Source organism: Saccharothrix mutabilis subsp. mutabilis (assembly GCF_039521145.1).
GTDB lineage: Bacteria > Actinomycetota > Actinomycetes > Mycobacteriales > Pseudonocardiaceae > Actinosynnema > Actinosynnema mutabilis.
In genome coordinates, this window is the sequence record NZ_BAAABU010000008.1 from 198,577 (window position 1) to 214,593 (window position 16,017).

A 16,017-nucleotide genomic window follows, 5' to 3' on the forward strand; every position below is an offset into this window, starting at 1 on the left:
GCCGCGCCGAACCTGCCGCGCCGAACCTGCCGCGCCGAACCTGCCGCGCCGAACCTGCCGCGCCGAACCTGCCGCGCCGAACCTGCCGCGCCGAACCCGCCGCGCCGAACCCGCCGCGCCGAACCCGCCGCGCCGAACCCGCCGCGCCGAACCCGCCGCGCCGAACCCGCCGCGCCGAACCCGCCCCGCCGAACCTGCCCCGCCGAACCTGCCCCGCCGAACCTGCCCCGCCGAACCTGCCCCGCCCAACCCGCCCCGCCCAACCCGCCCCGCCGAACCCGCCGAGCAAGACCCCGAGTCACCGCCGACGGACGGTCAACCTGAACCCCTCCGGCTTCAAGGTCAACATCTCCACCACCCGCAACCGGTACTCCGGATCCGGCGTCAACTCATACCGCCGCAACACGGACCCCAACGCCAAAGTCGCCTCGTGCAACGCGAACTGCCGCCCGATGCAAGCCCGCTCCCCGGTCCCGAACGGCTTGTACACGTGCCCAGCCCGAGCCCGAACCGCCTCCGGCGCGAACCGGTCGGGATCGAACCGCTCCGGTTCCGGCCACACCGTCGGATCCCGGTGCACCAGCGGCAACAGCACCAATGCCCACTGCCCCGCACGCATCGGGTACCGCGCACCCAGCACGGTGTCCGTCCGAGCCTCCCGCGCGTACCCCGGCGCGGTGGGCCACAAGCGCAGGGCCTCGTCCAGGATCCGCCGCACGTACCGCAGCTTGGTCACCTGCTCGAACGCCGGCGCCTCGGCCTCGCCCCACACGGCGTCGATCTCCGCACGCGCCTTCTCCACCACCGCCGGGTTGCGCGACAGGTAGTACAGCGCGAACGACAGCGCCCCGGACGTCGTCTCGTGCCCCGCGATCAGGAACGTGATGACCTGGTTCCGGACGTTCACCTCGTCCAGCGCCCCCGACGCCAGCATCAGGTCCAGCAGGTCCGGGCGGTCCGCCGACGGGCCCGACGCCACGCGCGCCCGGATCACCTCGTCCACGACCTCCGCCAGGTACGCCACGTCCGCCCGGTAGCGCTCTTCGGCCGCCCGCCCGAAGAGCTTCGCCGCCAACGGGAACTGGAAGCTCTTCCGCTGCGCATGACGCAACGACCCCATCATCGCCCGCACGAACGGGTGCGCCTGCTCGCGTCGGAACGAGTCGAACGGGTAGCCGAAGCCGACCCTCCCGATGGTCTCCAGGGTCAGGTTGGTCATGTCCGCCGACACGTCCACCACGCCACCCCGGTCCCACTTGCCGACCAGTTCGCCCACCACGTCCACCATCGCCGGGTGGTACGCCCGCATGGCGCTCTGCGTGAACGCCGGCATCAGGACGTCGTGCGCGGCCCTCCAGTTCGGTTCCTCGTTGTATGCGGTGAACAGGCCGTCGCCGCCGATGACCCGCAGCTCCTCGACCCCCAGGGCGAGGTGCTTGGCGAAGCGCTTCTCGTCGGACAGCTCGGCGGTCAGGTGGGCGCCGCCGATGAAGACGATCTCCCGGTCCAGGAACCGCCGGCTGAAGATCGGCCCCAGGTCGCGGCCCTGGCGCATGGTGTCCTGCACGGGCGTGCGCCTTGACGTGCCGATGACGTCGCCGATCAGCGGCACCCGCCAGCGCGGGTGGGGGATGGCCGACGTGTCCATGACCGGGGCGGCCATCAGCGCTTGGCCCTGTTCTTCGCGGACATCCGCTCCATCACGTCGTCCGCGCCCGTGCGCCGCTGGATCGCCTCCACGAACCCCGGGAACGCCCCGCCGAGCGTGCTGGCCACCCGCAGCTCCACCGGGGCCACGTTGACCTCGGCGCGGTTGCGCTCGATCGCCTCCACCACGCCGGCGGCGACCTGCTCCGGCGACACGGTCCGCATGCCGGCCGGCGGCTTGGCCCCGGTGTCGGCGAACATCCCCGCGTCCCGCACGAAACCGGGCTGCACCACCGACACCCCGACGCCCGTGCCCGCCAGGTCCTGCCGCACCCCCAGGCCGAAGCCGCGCAGCCCGAACTTGGTGGCGTTGTAGAGCGACGCGTAGGGCGAGGTGACCTTGCCCGCCAACGACCCGATCAGCACGACGTGCCCGCGCCGGCGTTCCACCATGCCCGGCACCAGGGCGTGGGTCAGCGCGATCGGGGCGTCGAGGTTCACGCTCAACGCCCGCCGCACCTCCTCCGGGGTGAAGTCGGTGAGCTTCCCGTTGGCCGGCAGCGCCGCGTTGGCGACCAGCACGTCCACCTCGCCCGCCGCCGCCACCAGCGCCCGCACCCCGTCCGGCTCGGCGAGGTCGGCGACCAGCGCCCGGCCGCCGGTCTCGGCGGCCAGCGCCGTCAGCTCGGTCTCCTTGCGGCCCGTGAGCACGAGCCGCGCGCCCCGTGCGGTCAAGGCGCGGGCGATGGCGTGCCCGAGCCCGCCCGTCGCGCCGGTCAACAGCACGGTGCTTCCCCTGACGTGCATCGCGGTCCTCCCCGGTGGATACTGTTCGTTCGAACGAACAGTATCCGAAATCGCACGCGGCGACGACCGGGCCACTGGTCCGGTGCGGGAAGATGGGGTCATGACCAGACCGGCCGAGACGCGGCAGCGGATCATCAGCGCGGTGCTGCGGATCATCGGCGACGACGGCGTGGCGGGCGTCACCAACCGCCGCATCGCCCAGGAGGCCGGGGTGTCGCTGGGCTCGGTCACCTACCACTTCGCCACCCAGCAAGACCTGCTGCGCGCCAGCCTCCTGCACTTCGTCGACTGCGAGACCAGGCACTTCGGGCAGCTCGCCCGGGAGTCGCAGGGGGAGTGCGCCGACCTCGGGCACGTGGTCGAACTGGTCCGCGAGGTCGCGAACACCATGCCGCAGGACAGCGAGCGCATCGCTCCCTACGAGCTGTACCTGCACGCCGGCCGGGACCCCGAGCTGCGCGACGCGGCCTCCGACTGCTTCGCCGCCTACGACAAGCTGGCCGCGACCGTGCTGACCGCGCTGGGCGTGCCGGACGCGGAGAAGGTGGCGGGCGCCGTCGTCGGGCTGATCATGGGCATGAAGCTGCGCGCCCTCGCCACGGGCTCCGGCACGGACGACCTGGTGGACGGCCTGTTGATGCTGGTCAAGGGCGCGGCGGAACCACCGCGCCCCGACTGACCGGGCTCAGACCAGGCGGCGGTCCGAGGCCCACCGCGAGAGCTCGTAGCGGTTGGACAGCTGGGTCTTGCGCAGCACGCTGGACACGTGGGTCTCGACCGTCTTCACCGAGATGAACAGCTCCGACGCGATCTCCTTGTACGCGTAGCCGCGCGCGAGCAGCCGCAGCACGTCCCGCTCCCGGGGCGTCAGCAGGTCCAGCTCGGGGTCGCTGATCGGGGCCGCGCCCGGCCGGTCCGCGAACGCGTCCAGCACGAACCCGGCCAACCGGGGGCTGAACACCGCGTCGCCCTCGGACACGCGCACCACCGCGCGCACCAGCTCCTGGCTGGAGATCGTCTTCGTCACGTACCCCCGCGCGCCCGCGCGGATCACGGCGATCACGTCCTCCGCCGCGTCGGACACCGACAGGGCCAGGAACACCACCTCGGGCAGCGTCGTGCGCACCTGGCGGAGCACCTCCGCCCCGCCGCCGTCGGGCATGTGGACGTCCAGCAGCACCACGTCCGGGCGGACGTGGTTGATGCCCACCACCGCCTCGCCCACGGAACCCGCCTCGCCCACCACGTCGACCTCGTCGGTGATCGAGTCCAGCTCGGCGCGCACCCCGGCGCGGAACAGCGCGTGGTCGTCCACGAGGAACACCCGCACCGGCGTTTCCCGGCCTGTCACGTCCGCACCCCTCCTAGTTCCCGGACCTCGGCATGTAGAGCTGCACTTCCGTCCCCTCGCCGGGGGTGGTGCGCAGCCGCACCTCGCCGCCGTGCCGGTCCATCCTCCCCCGGATCGAGTCCGCGAGGCCATGCCGGTCCTCGGGGACGGTGTCCGGGTCGAAGCCCTTGCCGCGGTCGCGCACGAACACGGTCACCCGTTCGGGTTCCACCTCACCGTAGACGCTGATCTCGGCGACGCCCGCGTGCTTGGCCGCGTTGACCATCGCCTCCCGGGCCGCCTGCACCAGGGCGAGCAGGTTCGGGTCCAGCTCGCAGTCGCCGACGACGACCTGCTGGACGGTCAGCGCGAAGTGGTCCTCGACCTCGCCGGAGGCCTTCGCGATGGCCGCGGACAGGGTGGTCGGCTGGTTGTTGTCCTCGACGTTGCGCCCGTAGAGCCACTCGCGCAACTGGCGCTCCTGGCCGCGGGCCAGGCGCTTGACCTCGCGCGGGTTCTCGGACTGCTTCTGGATCAGCGCAAGCGTTTGCAGCACGGAGTCGTGCAGGTGGGCGGCGATCTCGGCGCGTTCCTCGGTCCGAATGCGGACCCGGCGCTCCTCGCCCAGGTCGTTGATCAGCTTGATCCACAGCGGCACGGTCAGCACGGCCACGCCGCCCAGCGTCGCGACCACCGCGAGCAGCGCGAACCTCAGCTGGTCGATGCCGTAGCTGTTGACCAGCAGCACGCCGATGCCGATGGCGACCAGGGCCACGCCCGCGAGCACCCGCACGACCGCCGACCGGCCGCTGCCGAGCAGCCCGGACTTCGCGCCGTCCCGCCAGCGCCGCCGCTGGGCCTCGTCCGCCTCGCGCCACACCACGGCCGCGCCGACCAGGGCCACCGCGAGCGGTCCGACGATCCAGCCGCTGACCGGCCCGGACACCAGCCCGCTGATCACCGCCGCGCCGATGCCCAGCGCGACCAGGCCCAGCGCCTGCTGCCGCTCCTTGGACCCCGACGGCCGCTCCGGCGCGTCCACGTCCCGCTGCGGCACGAACAGCCACAGCAGGCCGTACGCGACGATGCCGACGCCGTTCAGGGCGGTCAGGGCCGCGAACGCCGCGCGCACCCAGAACACGTCCACGCCGAGGTGGTCGGCCACGCCGCCGGCGACGCCCGCGACGACCCGGCCGCCGCGCCGCCGGCGCACCGGTTCGGGCAAGCGGGACGGCCTGGCCGCGGTCGGTTGCCTGTCCACGGTCTCCACCACCTGCGAGGTCACGGTCCGATCGTCACACGAGCGGATCTCGGATTCATCAGGGTTCCACCCGATGCCGGGTTCAGGGTGGGTCCCCGATGCGCATCGTGCCCGGCAACGGCGATGCTCGTCATCGTGAGCGGGAACCTGAGCACAGCCGGCGTCGAGCAGACGCTCAAGGACTTCTGGGTCAGCAGGCCCAGGCGGCCACACGAGGGGCGCAAGGTCGCCGGTGTCGCCGCCGGTATCGCGGAGCGGTACCAGATCGACCCGGTCATCGTCCGGGTCGCCTTCGTCGCCATGGCGCTGTGCAACGGCGCGGGCATCCTGATCTACCTGTTGGGGTGGTTGTTCCTCCCCCAGGAGGGTGACGAGACCTCCGCGGCGGAGGCGCTGGTCGGCCGGGGCCGCAGCTCCACCCCCGCGCCGCTGACCGTGCTGCTCGGGCTGGCCGTGCTGCCGGCGTCCGGGCTGTTCGTGGACGGCGGCTTCACCATGGTCGGCGGGCTCCTGCTGTCCGTCGGCGCCATCTACGCGCTGCACCGAGGCCGCGGCGCGCTGAACCGTCCCGCCCCGAGCCCCGAGGTGAACCCCGTGGACCCCGCAGACGCCCAGACCACCCGCGTCACGCCGCCCGCCTGGGACCCGCTGGGCGCCGCGCCGTTCGCGTGGGACCTGCCCGAGCCGACCCCGACCACCCCGCCCGTGCCGGTCACCCCGGCCCGGCCGCGCCGCAAGTCGCGCGTCGGCGGGGCGACGTTCGGGCTGGCGCTGGTCGTGCTGGCCGGGTCGATGGTGGCCGCCGGGTACAGCGACTGGTTCACCGCGCCGCACGTCATCGGCCTGGTGGTCGCGACGCTCGGCCTGGGGATGCTGGTCGGCGCGTTCCGCGGTGGCGGCGGCAAGGGCCTGATGGGCCTGGTCGTGCCGCTGAGCGTGGCCGGGGTGGTGATGACGACGGTGGACTTCCCGGAGTGGAGCGAGTCCGACCGGTACGGCGACGTGTCGGTGCGGCCGACGGCGGTCGTGGACGTGCGGCAGAAGTACGACTCGAACATCGGCACGGTCGACGTGGACCTGACCGGGCTGCCCGCGTCCGGCACGGTGAAGACGGCGGTGGAGATCGGCCTGGGGGAGGCGCGGGTGATCGTGCCGGAGAACGCGGACGTGGTCGCCGTCTGCCACGCCGACATGGGCGCGGTGACCTGCCTGGACAAGCGGGCGGACGGCAAGGGGCCGACCGAGCGGGTGACCGACAACGGCGCCGACGGCGAGGGCGGGCTGAAGATCGAGCTGGACGTGAAGGCCGGTATGGGAGAGGTGGTGGTGAGCCGTGGCTGACGGGGAACTGAAGGAGAAGCGGGGCGTCGACGTGGTGGGCGCGGTGTTCGGGGTCGCGGCCCTGGTCGCCGCCGCGTACATGCTGTCCGACGGGGCGGCGTGGCCGGACTTCCTGGACCTGCGCTGGGCCCTGGCGGGCGCCGCGATGGTCATCGGCCTGGGCCTCCTGGCCGGTTCCGCCCGCCGGCGCTGACCCGGACCGTCAACGCTCACAACGCGAAGGGCCGCTCCTCACCAGGAGCGGCCCTTCGACACGTCCGCGGCGGGATCACTCCCACTCGATGGTGCCCGGCGGCTTGCTCGTCACGTCCAGCACGACCCGGTTGACCTCCGCCACCTCGTTGGTGATCCGGGTCGAGATGCGCTCCAGCACGTCGTACGGCAGGCGCGTCCAGTCCGCCGTCATCGCGTCCTCCGACGACACCGGCCGCAGCACGACCGGGTGACCGTACGTCCGCCCGTCGCCCTGCACGCCCACGCTGCGCACGTCCGCCAGCAACACCACCGGGCACTGCCAGATCGTGCGGTCCAGGCCGGCGGAGGTCAGTTCCTCGCGGGCGATCGCGTCGGCCTTGCGCAGGATGTCCAGGCGCTCCGCGGTCACCTCGCCGATGATCCGGATGCCCAGCCCCGGCCCCGGGAACGGCTGCCGCTGCACGATCGTCTCCGGCAGCCCCAGCTCTGTGCCGACCCGGCGCACCTCGTCCTTGAACAGCGCCCGCAGCGGCTCCACCAGGGTGAACTGGAGGTCGTCGGGCAGGCCGCCGACGTTGTGGTGGCTCTTGATGTTCGCCGTGCCCGCGCCGCCGCCGGACTCGACCACGTCCGGGTACAGCGTGCCCTGCACGAGGAACCGGTAGTCGCCCTCGGCCTTCAGGTCGCGCTCGGCCTGCTCGAACACGCGGATGAACTCGCGGCCGATGATCTTGCGCTTCTCCTCCGGGTCCGTGACGCCCTTCAACGCGCCCAGGAACCGCTCGCGCGCGTCCACGGTGACCAGCTTCACGCCGGTCGCGGCCACGTAGTCCCGCTCGACCTGCGCCCGCTCACCGGCCCGCAGCAAGCCGTGGTCGACGAACACGCAGGTCAGCCGGTCGCCGATGGCGCGCTGCACCAGGGCCGCCGCGACGGCGGAGTCCACGCCGCCGGACAGGCCGCAGATGGCCTTCCCGTCCCCGACCTGCTCGCGGATGCGGGCGACCTGCTCGTCCACGATCGACGACGTCGTCCACTGCGGCCGGATGCCCGCGATCTCGTGCAGGAACCGCCGCAGCACCTCCTGGCCGTGCGGCGAGTGCCCCACTTCCGGGTGGTACTGGACGCCCGCGAACCGGCGCTCCCGGTCCTCGAACGCGGCCACCGGCGCGCCGTCGCTGGACGCGGTCACGGTGAAGCCCTCGGGGGCCCGGGTCACGCAGTCGCCGTGGCTCATCCACACCGGGTGGTTGCCGGGCAGCTCCTCGTGCAGCAGGCCGCCGTTGGACTGGACGTTGACCTCGGTGCGCCCGTACTCGCGGGTGCCGGTGTGCTCGACGGTGCCGCCGAGAGCGCCCGCCATGGCCTGGAAGCCGTAGCAGATGCCGAACACCGGGACACCCACGTCGAACAGCTTCGGGTCCACCTGCGGGGCGCCCGGCTCGTAGACGCTGGAGGGCCCGCCGGACAGCACGATGGCGGCCGGGTCCTTCTCCAGCAGCTCGGCCACGCTCGCGGTGTGCGGCACGACCTCGGAGTACACCTGTGCTTCGCGCACGCGACGGGCGATCAGCTGCGCGTACTGCGCACCGAAGTCGACGACCAGAACGGGGCGGCTGCTGCTCTCAGACACGGCTGACATCGTCTCAGACCTGCGCCGGGTGCTCAGAACGGCCTAGGTTGTGCCCCATGGACGCGTTCACCCCGCAGCCACGCCCCTGCTGGATCGCCGGACGTCCGGAGCAGGGCGCCGGGGCCACCACCGTCACCCACCCCTACGACGGCACGGAGGTCGCGTCGGTCGCCGTACCCGGTCCCGACCAGGTGGAACGGGCGGTGGCCGCAGCGGCGGCCGTGGCCAGGGAGTTCCGCCGCACCCCCGCGCACGTCCGGGCCAAGGCGCTGCTGCACGTCTCCCAGGCCCTCGCCGAACGCGCCGAGGAGATCGCCGAGACCATCACCGCCGAGAACGGCAAGCCCCTGAAGTGGGCGAACATCGAGGTCCAGCGGGCGGTCAACACGTTCCGCTTCGCCGCCGAGGAGGCCCGGCGGTTCACCGGCGACCTCCAGCGGCTGGACACCGACGCGAACGGCGAGGGCCGCCTGGCGGTGGTCCGCCGGGTGCCGCGCGGCCCGGTGCTGGCGGTGGCCCCGTTCAACTTCCCGCTCAACCTGGTCGCGCACAAGGTCGCCCCGGCGCTGGCGGTGGGCGCCCCGGTGATCGTGAAGCCGGCCTCCGCGACGCCGCTGTCGGCGCTGCTGCTGGGCGAGGTCCTGGCCGAGGCCGACCTGCCCGAGGGCGTCTTCTCCGTGCTGCCCGTGCGGGGCGCGGACATGAAGTCGCTGGTCACCGACGAGCGCCTGCCGGTCATCTCGTTCACCGGCTCGACCGAGGTGGGCTGGTCGCTGACCGACAGCGCGCCGCGCAAGCACGTGGTGATGGAGCTGGGCTCGAACAGCGCGGCCATCGTGTGCCCGGACTGGCCGGACCTGCGCTGGGCGGCGGCCCGCATCGCGACCTTCGGCAACTACCAGGCCGGCCAGTCGTGCATCGCGGTTCAGCGGGTCCTGGTCCACCGGGACGTGGCGGACGAGTTCGTGCCCGAGCTGGTGGCCGCGGTCCGCGCGCTGAAGACCGGCGACCCGCACGACCCGGAGGTCGAGGTCGGGCCGCTGATCGACGAGGACAACGCCCGCCGCGTGGAGGAGTGGGTGGCCGAGGCCGTGTCCGGCGGCGCGACCCTGCACGTGGGCGGCGGCCGGACCGGGACGTCGGTCGAGCCCGCCGTGCTCCAGGACGTGCCCGTGGACGCCCGGCTGTGGCACCAGGAGGTCTTCGGGCCGGTGCTGGCGGTGTCCGTCGTGGACTCGGTGGAGGAGGCGTTCGCGCAGGCCAACGCCACGGAGTACGGCTTGCAGGCGGGCGTGTTCACCCGGGACGTGACGGTGGCCTTCGAGGCGGCGGCCGAGCTGGAGGTCGGCGGGGTGATCATCGGCGACGTCCCGTCCTACCGCGCGGACCAGATGCCCTACGGGGGCGTGAAGGGGTCGGGCACCGGGCGCGAGGGCGTGCGGTCGGCGATGGAGGACTTCACCGAGGAGCGCACGATGGTGCTGACCGGCATCGCCCTCTGACCGCACCGGGTCGCGGGGCCGGCAGGCGTCGCGCGAGGGGCCGCGCCCGGGGGGAAGACGTCGGCGGCCGGGCCCGGCCGGTCGCCGCGCGCCTCGGGCGCCGCGTACGTGGGGGTGTCGGTGGGCGCGTCGGTGTCAGTGGGCGCGCCGGTGTCGGTGGGCATGCCGGTGTCGGTGGGGGCCGTCCAACCGAGTGGTAGGTGCCGGAGCCGGTCGGCTCCACCGGCCGCCTCGGGGTCCGGCAGCGCGTCGTGCGCCCGCCGGCCGACGCCCGTGGCGCCGCCGACCCGCGCGACCGGCGCGTGCCGCCCGTCGACCGTCGCCCCGACTCGTGCACCGGAGGGGTGGCGGCCGGGGTCAGTTGGTCGAGACGAGCTTGGCCAACTCGCGGTCGAAGTCGATCCACAGGTCTTCCTCGCCGGGCTGGACCACGTCGTAGGTGAGGTCCAGGAACTCGGCGATGTCCTCGGCCTGGGCGGACAGGATCGCGAAGCCGGTCGGCGCGTTCAGCTCCAGCAGGACCCGCTCCGGGTCGTCGGCGGCCGGGCGGACCAGGATGTCGCCCTCGCCGGACGCGGTCAGCAGACCGTCGGCCAGCAGGTCCCGGGCGAAGATCCACTCGACCTTGCCCTGCCCGGTGTGGAACAGGACGGCGACCGCGTACGGGTCTTCCGGTTCGTAGTGCAGCTCGGCTTCCACCGGGGCCGGCGCGACGCCGGGAACCAGCAGGTGGAACGTCGTCGTGGTGGTGATGCTCTCGGCACTCATGTCTCTGGGATTCCCTTCTCGGTTCGACCCTCTCAGGAGAGGAGACGTCCGGGAAGGTGAATCGGGACGTGGTTCGCCTGAACACCACGCGATCGGGGGAGACCTGCGTCTCAGGTCCACCCGTTTGCCCACATCGACCGTCTCAACTGGCCGTACCGGCGAGTAACACTGCGTCAGCGCAGGTCACTTGAGCGTAGTCGCGGGCTCCTGCTGGACCGGGACGATCGCCGTCGCGGGCTGCTTGCGGGTCAGCCCGACGCCGACGAGCACCACGACCATGCCCAGCACGACCCGGAGGTTGAGGTCCTCCCCGAGGAACGCGGCACCGAGCAGGACCGACACCACGGGCAGCAGGTAGCCGACCGTCGTGGCGTTGGTGGGGCCCTCGTCCTCCACGATCCGGTAGTTGATGATGAACGCGAGGCCGGTGCCGAAGACGCCCAGGATCGCGACCGCGACCAGCGGCTGCCACGACAGGTGCGGCTCCTCCAGGCCGCCGACCGGCAGCACGAACACGGTCAGGCCGCTGGCCAGCACGAGCTGCGTGGCGGAGATCTGCATGGACGTCAGGCCGGTCCCGGAGACCGTCCGGCCGACGTAGGTGTAGGCGACCGCGTAGGAGGCCGCCGCGGCGAGGCACGCCAGCGCGCCCCAGCTCGCCAGGCCGGCCTTCTGCCACGGCGCGAAGATGAGCAGGGTGCCCGCGAAGCCCAGCACGAGCCCCGCGAGGCGGGCCGCGCCGCGCTGCTTCTCGAAGCCGAACGCCAGGCCGATGGCCAGCGCCCACAGCGGGGTGGTGGCGTTGAGCACGCCCGCGACCCCGGAGTCCACGGTCTCCTCGCCCACCGCGAACAGCACGAACGGGATGACGTTGCCGAACACGGCCGCGATGGCGAGGTGCCCCCACACCGCGCGCCCGCGCGGCAGCCGCTGCCCGCGCGCGAACAGCAGCCCGGCCACGACGGCGGCGCCCAGCACGGTGCGCACGAGGGCGATCTGGACCGGGGACAACCCGGTGAGCGCGATCTTGATCCAGAGGAAGCTGGAACCCCAGAACAGGGCGAGGACGCCCATCCTGACCAGCGTGCCGGGCTTGTTCACCGGGATATCGTGCGCCTAGCGAAGCTTCCAGGACAAGTGAATAGAAGTGCACGACCTTTAAGCACAGCTATACGCTTGGTCCATGTTGGACGTGCGACGCATGCAGGTGCTCCGCGCCGTGGTCACCACGGGCTCCATCACGGCCGCCGCGGTCAACCTCGGCTACACCCCCTCGGCGATCAGCCAGCAGGTCGCGGCCCTGGAGAAGCAGGCCGGCCTGCCGCTGCTCGACCGCGTCGGCCGGGGCGTGCGCCCCACGCCCGCCGGCCGGATGCTCACCGAGCACGCGGCCCACATCACCGACCGCCTGGTGGAGGCCGAGGCCGCCCTCGCCGACCTGCGGGCGGGCCGGACCGGCCGGCTGCGCGTCCGCTACTTCGCCACCGCCGGCGCGGCGCTCGTGCCGCCCGCCGTGGCGGCGTTCAAGGAGAAGCACGCCGACGTGCAGCTCGACCTCAAGCTCACCGAGCCCGTCGACCCGATGCTGGAGATCGCCGCCGGGCGCGCGGACGTGGCGCTGACCGTGTTCCCCCGGGACGTGGACGCGCCGCGCGGGGTGGTGTTCGTGCACCTGCTGGACGACCCGTACCTGGCGGTGCTGCCGCGCGGCCACGAGCTGTCCCGCAAGCGCGTGCTCGACCTCGCGGACCTGGCCGACGAGCCGTGGGTGGACGCGGTCAACCCGCCCGGGCCGTGCCGGGACATCGTGCTCAACGCGTGCGCGGGGGCCGGGTTCGCGCCGAACTTCGTGCTGGAGTCCGACGACTACCCGACCGCGCAGGGCTTCGTGGCCGCCGGGCTCGGCGTGACGATCGTCCCCAAGCTCGGGCTGGGCGTCGTGCACCCCGGCGTGGTGGTCCGCAAGCTGCGCCGGCCCGAGCCGGTGCGCATGATCCACGCCGCGGTCCGCGAGGACGCCCTCGGCTCGCCCGCCGTGCGCACCCTGGTGGACGCGCTGAAGGCGGCCGTCGCCTAAGCCGCGCCCAGGTTCTGCTCGCGGAACAGGTACAGGCCGCCGTCCTTGAACTGCAGGACGATCAGCTTCCGCTCCTGCGTCACCGAGTTGTCCTTCTTGGTGATCGTCAGGTCGACCTCGTAGGCGTAGTCGGAGTTCTCCTTGATGTTGGTCAGCTCGACCTTCTTCACGGAGCCCCAGTAGTTCCGGTAGCCGTTCGCGCCGCCCGAGCTGCCCTGCATCTCGGGCGCGAGGCGGCTGAAGCCCTCGTCGACGTGCGCGGGCAGCAGCGCGTAGTAGTCCCGGATGGTCTGCTCCATCTGGGGCTTCGTCGGGTCGACCGTGTACTTGGTCGGCGGGGCGACCGGCTTCTTCGACGAGGACGTCGACGGCTCACCGCCGCCCGCGACCTGCGTGGCCGTCGTCGTCTGCCCGGCCTGGCCCTCGGTGCCGCCACCGCTGGAGAGCATGCTGGCCAGCAGGATGCCCACCACGGCCGCGCCGACGATCGCCAGCGCCGTCACCACGGTGGACCGCTTGCTCTTGATCGGGCCGCGACCCGCCGGGCGGGGGCGCGCCGGCGCGGCGGCCGGGCGCGCCGACTGCGGCACGGCGTGCACCGGGCGCGGCGGCGTGTGCGGGCCCTGCACCGGGGACCCGACCCGGGTCGCCTGCGGGGCCGGGTTGTGCGGCGGCGCCGGGTTCTGGGGTGGCACGGGCGTCATCGCGCGCGTCGCCGGTGCCGGGACCTGGACCGGCGCGCCCTGCCACGACGGCGGGTGCGTCTGCTGCACCGCCACCGGGAACTCCGGCGCGGCGCGGCCCGCGGCGACGGCGGCCAGCGCCTCCTTCGCCTCGGCCATCGTCGGCCGGTCCTCCGGCTCGGCGCGCAGCAGGCGCATCAGCAGCGCGGTCAGCGGACCGGCCTGCTTGGGCGGCGTGACCTTGCCCGACGCGACCTTGTGCAGCAGCGCGATGGTGTTCTCGTTCAGGCCGAACGGCGGCATGCCCTCGACCGCCGCGTACAGCGTCGAGCCCAGCGAGAAGACGTCCGACGGCGGACCCGGGTCGTAGCCCTTCGCGACCTCGGGCGCCAGGTAGGCGGGCGTGCCCGCGAGCATGCCGGTGGCGGTGACCGTCACGTCGCCGGTCGCGCGGGAGATGCCGAAGTCGGTGATCTTGACGGTGCCGTCGTCGCCGAGCAGCACGTTGCCCGGCTTGATGTCCCGGTGCACGATGCCCGCGTTGTGCGCGGCGGCCAGCGCGCTGGCCACCTGCGAGCCGATCGCGGCCACCTCGCGCGGCGGCAGCGTGCCGCGCTCGGCCAGCACCGTCGAGAGGCTGCGCGACGCCAGGTACTCCATGACCAGCCACGGCTGGCCGTCGTCCTCGGCCACGTCGTACACGGCGATCGCGTGCGGGTGCTGGAGGCGGGCCGCGATCCGGCCCTCCCGCATGGCGCGGCGCTTGGCCTCGTCCGTGTCCGACTCGGCGAGACCCGGCTGGAGCAGCAACTGCTTCACCGCGACGGTGCGGTGCAGGCGCTCGTCGTGGGCCTGCCAGACGATGCCCATCGCGCCGCTGCCGATCCGCCGGCCCAGTCGGTAGCGGCCGGCAACCAGGCGGCCATCGTCGGTCACGGGTGCTCCAAAGCTGCTCGGGCCTACGGATCAGTGGCGAACACCGGTGCCATCGCCACTCGGACAAAGGACGTTGCATCACCCGATCGGGTTCAGCACCACCTTACGAGGTTCTAGTTGGCTGGAGACGTCGTCGTCGCGTTGTTGCTCGTCGGTGCCGGCGTGGTGGTCGGCGGCGGCGTTGTCGTCGGCTTCGCCGTGGTGGTCGGCGGCGGGGTGGTGGTCGGCGGAGGAGTCGTCGTGGTCGGCTCCGTCGTCGTCGGCTCCTGGAACGTCGTGCGCACGGGCTCTTGTGTGGTCGGTATCACAGCCGAGGACGAGGTCGTCGGGGCGGGCGTGCTGGAACTGCTCGTCTCGCTCACGGGCGGGACGGTCGGTTCCTTGCGCTCGAACACGTTCAGCGCGACCAGGATGAAGCCGATCAGCAGCAGCAGGCCCAGCACCGCCGCCGTGATGACCAGCGGGCGGGTGTTGTTCGTCGGCGGGGGCGCGACCGGGGCCGTGGCGCCGGTGGTGCGCGGGCTCGGGCGGACCACGCGGGTGCGCTCGGGGTCGAGCACCGACGTCGCGCCGGCGGGCACCGCGAGCGGCACCGCGTTCAGCCCGGACACGCTCGGCTCCCGGCCCTGGGCGACCGCGTTGAGCAGGTCGCGCGCCTGCGCCATGGTCGGCCGCTGCGCGGGGTCGTAGTTGAGCAGGGTGAGCAGGACGTCGGTGAGCGGGTGGTCCAGCGTCGGCGGGTTGATCCGGCCGGCGGCGACCGCGTGCAGCACGCCCAGCGTGTTCTCGCTCAGCCCGAACGGCGGCTCGCCCTCGGCCGCCGCGTACAGCGTCGAGCCCAGGGAGAACACGTCCGAGGCGGGCGTGGGGTCCTGGCCGCGCGCGATCTCGGGGGCCAGGTAGGCGGGGGTGCCCGCGATGAGGCCGGTCTTGGTGACCGTGACGTCGTCACTGGCGCGGGAGATGCCGAAGTCGGTGATCTTGACCAGGCCGTTGTCGGACAGCAGCACGTTGCCGGGCTTGACGTCCCGGTGCACGATGCCCGCCGCGTGCGCCGCCGCCAGCGCCGCCGCGGCCTGCGCGCCGATGCGGGCGACCTCCTCGGGGTCGAGGGGGCCGTGCTCGGCCATCGTGTCGGCGAGGCTGTAGGACTGCAGGTACTCCATGACCAGGCACGGAGCGCCGTTCTCCTCGACCACGTCGTAGACGGCGATCGCGTTGGGGTGGTGCAGCTTCGCGGCGATGCGGCCCTCGCGCATGGCGCGCTGGATGGCCTCGTCCTGCTCGGTGGCGTCGAGCCCCGGGGCGAGGAGCAGTTGCTTGACCGCGACGATCCGGCCGAGCCGCTCGTCCTGGGCGCGCCAGACGACGCCCATGGCGCCGCTGCCGATCTTGTCCAGGAAGCGGTAGCGCTCGGCGATCAGCCGGCCTTCGGCGGTGCTCACCGGACCACCTCGCAAGGGCGTTGCGGGACCGCGGCGGGGGCAGCAGGTCTCACGCTCGTGCTCCTCGTCGTGCGGATCGGTGCGCGGACAGCCTACCCCGGCGGTGACGACGGCTTTCGGACCGTTGCGCAGGTCACGCGAGCTTTGTCCGGACCGGGAAGGGATACCCGAATCCGGTCCGGGAGGCCACCTGTTCGGGTGAAGATCGCGTCTTTTGACTCCGAACGGCCCAACACGGGCAGAACCGAGCGGGCCCCCGGCCACATCCAACCACGCCGGGTCGTGGCGCCGGCGGCGGGACACGGCGGCCGGTCGGATCGCGGCGGTGCCGCGCGCGTTCGGGGCGGTGCCGCGCGCGGTCGGGGCGGGCGCGGTCGGGGCGGCGCGGTCCG

General features: G+C 73.0%; 14 protein-coding genes. 5 read left to right on the forward strand and 9 right to left on the reverse strand.

The genetic code is table 11. The features are described 5' to 3' along the window. Positions 1–298: 298 nt before the first annotated feature. Positions 299–1,663, reverse strand: a complete 1,365-nt coding sequence (locus tag ABD126_RS20230) for a cytochrome P450 (protein ID WP_343935414.1) — start codon at positions 1,661–1,663, stop codon at positions 299–301. Next, positions 1,663–2,454: an SDR family NAD(P)-dependent oxidoreductase gene (locus ABD126_RS20235; protein WP_343935415.1), complete on the reverse strand. Its 792-nt coding sequence runs from the start codon at positions 2,452–2,454 to the stop codon at positions 1,663–1,665. The genes ABD126_RS20230 and ABD126_RS20235 overlap by 1 nt, the downstream gene beginning before the upstream one ends. 100 nt (positions 2,455–2,554) lie before the next feature. On the opposite strand from ABD126_RS20235, the gene ABD126_RS20240 reads away from it, so the two are divergent. Further along, a complete protein-coding gene (locus tag ABD126_RS20240; protein WP_343935416.1) occupies positions 2,555–3,133 on the forward strand; it encodes a TetR/AcrR family transcriptional regulator in 579 nt (192 codons plus the stop codon). A gap of 6 nt (positions 3,134–3,139) precedes the next feature. Here the strand turns inward: ABD126_RS20240 and ABD126_RS20245 are convergent, their stop codons facing one another. Next, positions 3,140–3,805 (reverse strand): response regulator, encoded by a 666-nt coding sequence (locus ABD126_RS20245; RefSeq protein ID WP_337729239.1) that lies wholly within the window; start codon positions 3,803–3,805, stop codon positions 3,140–3,142. 13 nt (positions 3,806–3,818) lie between these two features. Then, entirely contained in the window at positions 3,819–5,045 is a 1,227-nt protein-coding gene (locus tag ABD126_RS20250; RefSeq protein ID WP_343935502.1) for an ATP-binding protein, read from the reverse strand. Positions 5,046–5,180: 135 nt separating this feature from the next. On the opposite strand from ABD126_RS20250, the gene ABD126_RS20255 reads away from it, so the two are divergent. Both ABD126_RS20255 and ABD126_RS20260 read left to right on the forward strand, forming a co-directional pair. Beyond that, positions 5,181–6,386 carry a PspC domain-containing protein gene (locus tag ABD126_RS20255; RefSeq protein WP_343935417.1) on the forward strand — a complete coding sequence of 402 codons (1,206 nt, stop codon included), beginning with the start codon at positions 5,181–5,183 and terminating at the stop codon, positions 6,384–6,386. Then, on the forward strand, positions 6,379–6,579 hold the full coding sequence (locus ABD126_RS20260; protein WP_343935418.1) for a hypothetical protein: 201 nt from the start codon (positions 6,379–6,381) through the stop codon (positions 6,577–6,579). The genes ABD126_RS20255 and ABD126_RS20260 overlap by 8 nt, the downstream gene beginning before the upstream one ends. A gap of 75 nt (positions 6,580–6,654) precedes the next feature. Here the strand turns inward: ABD126_RS20260 and guaA are convergent, their stop codons facing one another. Further along, positions 6,655–8,223: a glutamine-hydrolyzing GMP synthase gene (guaA, locus tag ABD126_RS20265; protein WP_343935419.1), complete on the reverse strand. Its 1,569-nt coding sequence runs from the start codon at positions 8,221–8,223 to the stop codon at positions 6,655–6,657. Positions 8,224–8,270: 47 nt separating this feature from the next. Here guaA and ABD126_RS20270 point away from each other — a divergent pair, with 47 nt between their 5' ends. Continuing rightward, on the forward strand, positions 8,271–9,716 hold the full coding sequence (locus ABD126_RS20270; RefSeq protein ID WP_343935420.1) for an aldehyde dehydrogenase family protein: 1,446 nt from the start codon (positions 8,271–8,273) through the stop codon (positions 9,714–9,716). Between the two features lie 357 nt (positions 9,717–10,073). On the opposite strand, the gene ABD126_RS20275 is transcribed toward ABD126_RS20270, so the two are convergent. Together ABD126_RS20275 and ABD126_RS20280 are read right to left on the reverse strand one after the other, a co-directional pair. Beyond that, the gene (locus tag ABD126_RS20275) at positions 10,074–10,484 is read right to left on the reverse strand and encodes an SsgA family sporulation/cell division regulator (protein WP_121225067.1); all 411 of its coding nucleotides are present in this window, start codon (positions 10,482–10,484) and stop codon (positions 10,074–10,076) included. 183 nt (positions 10,485–10,667) lie between these two features. Continuing rightward, entirely contained in the window at positions 10,668–11,591 is a 924-nt protein-coding gene (locus tag ABD126_RS20280; RefSeq protein WP_343935503.1) for a DMT family transporter, read from the reverse strand. A 76-nt stretch (positions 11,592–11,667) separates the two neighbouring features. On the opposite strand from ABD126_RS20280, the gene ABD126_RS20285 reads away from it, so the two are divergent. Further along, positions 11,668–12,561: a LysR family transcriptional regulator gene (locus tag ABD126_RS20285; protein ID WP_343935421.1), complete on the forward strand. Its 894-nt coding sequence runs from the start codon at positions 11,668–11,670 to the stop codon at positions 12,559–12,561. Here ABD126_RS20285 and ABD126_RS20290 read toward each other — a convergent pair. Beyond that, the gene (locus ABD126_RS20290; protein WP_343935422.1) at positions 12,558–14,180 is read right to left on the reverse strand and encodes a serine/threonine-protein kinase; all 1,623 of its coding nucleotides are present in this window, start codon (positions 14,178–14,180) and stop codon (positions 12,558–12,560) included. The two genes, ABD126_RS20285 and ABD126_RS20290, sit on opposite strands and share 4 nt — an antisense overlap. A gap of 113 nt (positions 14,181–14,293) precedes the next feature. Beyond that, a complete protein-coding gene (locus ABD126_RS20295; RefSeq protein WP_343935423.1) occupies positions 14,294–15,625 on the reverse strand; it encodes a serine/threonine-protein kinase in 1,332 nt (443 codons plus the stop codon). Between the last annotated feature and the right edge of the window lie 392 nt (positions 15,626–16,017).

Excerpts from the sequence above, each read along its gene's own strand:
- ABD126_RS20275 (WP_121225067.1), bottom strand. The coding sequence starts at position 10,484 with ATGAGTGCCGAGAGCATCACCACCACGACGACGTTCCACCTGCTGGTT.
- ABD126_RS20230 (WP_343935414.1), bottom strand. The coding sequence starts at position 1,663 with ATGGCCGCCCCGGTCATGGACACGTCGGCCATCCCCCACCCGCGCTGG.
- ABD126_RS20235 (WP_343935415.1), bottom strand. The coding sequence starts at position 2,454 with ATGCACGTCAGGGGAAGCACCGTGCTGTTGACCGGCGCGACGGGCGGG.
- ABD126_RS20285 (WP_343935421.1), top strand. The coding sequence starts at position 11,668 with ATGTTGGACGTGCGACGCATGCAGGTGCTCCGCGCCGTGGTCACCACG.
- ABD126_RS20270 (WP_343935420.1), top strand. The coding sequence starts at position 8,271 with ATGGACGCGTTCACCCCGCAGCCACGCCCCTGCTGGATCGCCGGACGT.
- guaA (WP_343935419.1), bottom strand. The coding sequence starts at position 8,223 with ATGTCAGCCGTGTCTGAGAGCAGCAGCCGCCCCGTTCTGGTCGTCGAC.
- ABD126_RS20240 (WP_343935416.1), top strand. The coding sequence starts at position 2,555 with ATGACCAGACCGGCCGAGACGCGGCAGCGGATCATCAGCGCGGTGCTG.